Below are 4,964 nucleotides of genomic sequence, written 5' to 3'. Positions count from 1 at the left end.
TGTATAAGAGACAGCCCCATGCCCCATGCCCAAATCCAAAATCTAAAATCCCTTGCAGACTACTTGGTGAGAAAAAGCGTCTGGATTGTTGGTGGTGATGGTTGGGCTTATGATATTGACTTTGGCGGCATCGATCATGTAATTGCTAGTGGTCGAAATGTCAACATCTTAATAATGGATACAGAAGTGTATTCTAATACAGGCGGTCAATCTTCCAAAGCTACGCCACGAGCAGCGGTTGCGAAATATGCCGCCAGTGGTAAGCCTGCACCGAAGAAAGACTTAGGGATGATTGCCATGACCTACGGAAATGTCTACGTAGCGAGTGTAGCTCTTGGTGCAAGAGATGAACATACCCTGAAAGCATTTCTGGAAGCAGAAGCTTATGATGGGCCATCAATAATTATTGCTTACAGCCATTGCATAGCTCACGGCATTAACATGACCACAGGGATGAATCATCAAAAAACTTTGGTAGAATCAGGTCGTTGGTTGCTGTATCGGCATAATCCAGAGTTGGTTAAACAGGGTAAAAATCCATTGCAATTGGATATGCGATCGCCTACGCAATCTGTAGAACATTCGATGTATCAAGAAAATCGCTTCAAAATGCTCACCAAGAGCAAACCAGACGTAGCCAAGCATTTGTTAGAACAAGCGCAAACTGAGGTAGATGCACGTTGGCAGATGTACCAATATCTAGCAAAGCGCGATACTTTCTGAACATCAGCCTTAGTTTTAGTTATAAAAATAACGACTTGAGTAACTCAGGTCGTTATTTTCGTTACAAATATCATAATTTTCGTTACAAAATTACCTTTTTGGTTGATAATACCAATTTGAAAAAAGAATGCGACAAATAGACCATCTGTAGAGACGCGATTCATCGCGTCTTTACCCAAAGATGTGTTGCAATCATTAATTGAATTGGTATAAAATCATTGTCTTCTTCATTACCGCTCAAGACAATCGTAAAAAGAGTGCAATATCTACCTACTGCGGGAGACATCAAGCCGACCGCATCGAGTTCTAGGCTACTTGTACCATTCCTTTGTGAGGCTGCGCCAAAACCCTTTTAACTTCTTTCTTCGTGTCCTTTGCGCCCTTCTCTAACGAGACGCTGCGCGAATGCGGTTCGTTTCTCTTTCTTCATTTTTGTACTTACAGCACTTTGCAACTAAATGAGGTATAGAACCAAGGATTCACAAATCAAATTATTCTTCTGCCTCCTGCCTCCTGCCTCAAAACCAGTGACTTTGTACCTCATGCAAAAGAAAACTGCTGTAAATATGGTTTAGCGCATCTTCATACAGAATTGGTATTAGATAGACGAGTCATTTCAAACAATTGCTGGGCATTACTTCCTAGAAAAGCATCGAAAAGTACCTGCTTTCCAGATTCCACCTCTACTAGATAGCGCTGGGCAATTTCATAATAGGCATAAGTCCAAGGGATTTGAATTTCTGCACCACTGTTATCATCTAGCACCGTCACCATTTCTGTTACTGCTTGAGTGGCAGTTTGCCGCAAACCACAAGCAACATTTCCTTCTATCTCTGCTTTCATTGGTACACCCAGGTTAGCCAAAGCACTGGCGGTAGTATCAATGTCTGGATATTCTGGGGTATTCTGTCCGTTGACGTAGCCTGTGAAATGGTTGACAGCATATCCATGCAGCAATACCCAAGCCCCATACTGAGTAACCTGATTCACCTCTTCGACAACAGAACGCTGGGGAGGTTGCCAAGGGCGGGTGAAGACTTGCTGGAGTTGTTTGGCGATGGTTTCAATATTCCTATCTTTTTGTAAAAGATTAAGGGGGGAGATGAGTTTGTTGGGAATTGAAGATACTGTTTTAGTGATGAGTTGGGCAATATTAGGAGGCAATTCATCAACAATCAACTCGCTGATAAACAGCTTGGGTAAGTTAAATTCCTCTTGCTGTGGATGACGATAATGACGGGCGTACAAGTGGGTTTGAGCAAAATTATACTCTCCAGCCGCCACATAACCTAAAGCTTCTGCAAGTTGTCCAAGGTAGTCAATTCCTAAGTTAAGTTTACCTTGTGGAGTATCTACTAATAAACGCAAAGACCGAAAGGCGATGTGGTCGTTGGCGACAGTCCCACCCGCAGTAGTAATCATTTGCTGGTAGGTACGAGCATGATTTACCCTGGCACTATATTCTTGCCAAAGTAATTTCCATAAATCAAGGGCTATTTTATTTGTCATTTGTCATTTGTCATTTGTCATTTGTCATTGGTCATCTTTTAAGAACTTAGAATCTCGCTGATAATCTGAAGGGCGATTTTAATTTGGTCGCTGTCGATAACTAGAGGGGGACAGAAACGAATTGCTGCTTTACCACAACCTAGCAATAATAAACCGCGTAAAAAAGCTTCTTGAATAATGCGATCGCGCAATTTATAATCGAGATTACCCTGTTCATCTAATAAATCCACCGCTACCATCAAACCCTTACCTCGTGGCGGCGATACTCTCGGAAATTTTTGATGCAACTCGGTAAGACTAGCTTGTAAGAATTCTCCCATCTGGGTAGCGTTAGTCATTAAACCACTTTCTAGCAGTCGCAGTGTGGCAATACCAGCAGCACAAGCTACGGGATTACCGCCAAATGTAGTAGCGTGAGAACCGGGAGGCCAAGTCATTAACTCTGGTCTAGCAAGTATCGCTCCTAATGGCAAACCACTGGCGATACCTTTAGCAGTAGTAATGATATCAGGCATCACACCCCAATGCTCGATCGCAAATAAGCGACCAGTCCGCCCCATCCCTGCTTGTACTTCATCCACTACCATCAGAATACCGTGGCGATCGCATATCTCCCGAATCCGCTGCAAAAAACCATCTTCGGGTACGATATATCCACCCTCTCCTTGAATTGGTTCGACGACGATCGCCGCTACTTCTTGCGGTGGTAAAATTGTCGTAAATAGCTGTTTTTCCAAGTAATCTAAGCTAGCGTGAGTGCCATAAGGAATATGAGTTACCCCAGGAACTAAAGGCCCAAAATTAGCTCGCTGCACTACTTTGGAACCAGTCAGAGACATTGCCCCATAAGTGCGTCCGTGAAATGCGCCTAAGAATGCCACGATTAGCGATCGCTTGGTGTAATATCGAGCTAGTTTGATTGCTCCTTCGTTAGATTCTGCCCCGGAATTCGTGAAAAATACTTTTGCAGGAAATGCAGCATTACCTTGTGGGTGGGGAAAGGGAGCGCGAATTGCTAATTGTTCCGCTAGCTCCACCATCGGCTCATAATAAAAATCTGTCCCTGACATATGCAACAGCCGCGCCGACTGTTCTTGAATTGCTTTGACAACTTCCGGGTGAGCGTGTCCGGTGGCGGTAACGGCAATACCTGCGGTCATATCCAGAAATACATTGCCATCCACATCTTCTACCATACAACCCTGACCGCGAGATACAACTAATGGGTAATCGCGGGTATAAGAAGGAGAAGTTACGGCGCGATCGCGTTGTACAATTGCTTGAGCGCGAGGCCCAGGTAAGGAAGTTACTAAACGAGGTATACGAGGTAAATTTAAGTTAATAGGAATACTTAACATTATTTTTTCAATTTTTTCAAGATTACTGATGATTAAACGCTAAAGCTCGATTGGTTACAGTAGCATTTGATGCCATTGATGTAGAAATTACGCATTTACCGAAAAAGCTTCACAGGAAAGATTTTCGTATTTTGTAAGACTTTGCCCGTTTTTATAACACAACTTTTGCGATCGCGTCATATTACATTTTTTGAAGCATAACAGCTTCACTATTAGATGCCAGGGTGCAAGCTACAGAACATTTGTTGAGAGAATCTGTATTACATCCACAGGAGAATGGCTATATGCAAAAATTAATACAACTCTCTGAGATAATCAACCAATGACTTGGGCATCTGGACAAAAGTTACACCGCGATCGGTATGAAATTAAGCAACAGTTAGGACAGGGGAACTTTGCTATTACTTATCTTGCTGAGGATCGGGATGCCAAGAATGTTGTGATTAAAACATTGGATTCCAATTTGCTCAATCAATTAAGTAACGAAGACCGCGATCGCTTAAAATCAGGTTTTGCAGATGAATCCCGTAAACTAACAATATGCAAACATCCGAATATTGTCCAAGTCATTGATACCTTCGAGGAAGGTGATTTAAAATGCATGGTCATGGAGTATATTCAAGGAGATAATTTAGCCAAGATTGTCCAACCGCGAAGATTTCTCCCAGCAAAAGAAGCCATAGATTACATCCAACAAATTGGGAAAGCACTCATTGTAGTGCATGAACAAGGATTTTTACATCGAAATGTGAAACCAGAAAATATCATTTTGCGGGCGGGTACGCATCAGGTTGTTTTGATAAACTTCGACTTAGCACGAAGATTCGTTGATAACCCAGTATCAAGTCGCGGTAACTTAGTTGACAAATTTACACCAATTGAACTGTATTCCAACTCTTCTAGACAACAGGCGCGGCGTAAACCTTGGACTGATATTTATTCTCTTGCGGCAACTTTATATTTTTTATTAACAGGAAAACTGCCAGAAAGTGCTATTGAGCGCCAAGATAACAATAAGCGTTTAATTCCACCTAACGAATTGAATGATAAGATTAGCGATCGCGTCAATGATGCCATTCTCCACGCAATGGAACTACAACCCGATAACCGTCCCCAAACAGTGGAAAACTGGTTAAAAGAATTGGGTTTCAAAACAGCAGGTTTTTCTCTTCCCAAACTTCCTTGGACACAACCCTTGTGGACGTGGATATTAGAGATTATGGGTGTATTAGCATTATTCGCAGCCTTGATATCAGGAGTCAAAGACGGCACAGATTTATTCAAAGATTGGTTCCCAGACAAATCAGCACCTATCAATCCCCCAACACAACAAACGCCATCATCTTCCGCTAAACCACAAAATAGGTAATAAAC

Annotated in this window: 4 protein-coding genes; 2 read left to right on the top strand and 2 right to left on the bottom strand. The window is 42.3% G+C overall.

The genetic code is table 11. The features are described 5' to 3' along the window. Positions 1-723: thiamine pyrophosphate-dependent enzyme (locus tag IQ229_RS12865; protein ID WP_228013427.1), on the top strand; the 723-nt coding region annotated here is incomplete at its 5' end. Positions 724-1,305: 582 nt separating this feature from the next. Here the strand turns inward: IQ229_RS12865 and IQ229_RS12860 are convergent. Both IQ229_RS12860 and IQ229_RS12855 read right to left on the bottom strand, forming a co-directional pair. After that, the gene (locus tag IQ229_RS12860; RefSeq protein ID WP_194044248.1) at positions 1,306-2,232 is read right to left on the bottom strand and encodes a DUF1338 domain-containing protein; all 927 of its coding nucleotides are present in this window, start codon (positions 2,230-2,232) and stop codon (positions 1,306-1,308) included. Between the two features lie 38 nt (positions 2,233-2,270). Further along, positions 2,271-3,590: an acetyl ornithine aminotransferase family protein gene (locus IQ229_RS12855; protein ID WP_194044247.1), complete on the bottom strand. Its 1,320-nt coding sequence runs from the start codon at positions 3,588-3,590 to the stop codon at positions 2,271-2,273. A gap of 322 nt (positions 3,591-3,912) precedes the next feature. On the opposite strand from IQ229_RS12855, the gene IQ229_RS12850 reads away from it, so the two are divergent. Then, positions 3,913-4,959, top strand: a complete 1,047-nt coding sequence (locus tag IQ229_RS12850; protein ID WP_194044246.1) for a serine/threonine protein kinase — start codon at positions 3,913-3,915, stop codon at positions 4,957-4,959. Positions 4,960-4,964: the final 5 nt, after the last annotated feature.

The organism is Nostoc cf. edaphicum LEGE 07299, assembly GCF_015207245.1.
GTDB lineage: Bacteria > Cyanobacteriota > Cyanobacteriia > Cyanobacteriales > Nostocaceae > Nostoc > Nostoc edaphicum_B.
The sequence above is the reverse complement of the archived record's forward strand: the minus strand, read 5'-3'. Positions and strand labels throughout refer to the sequence as shown.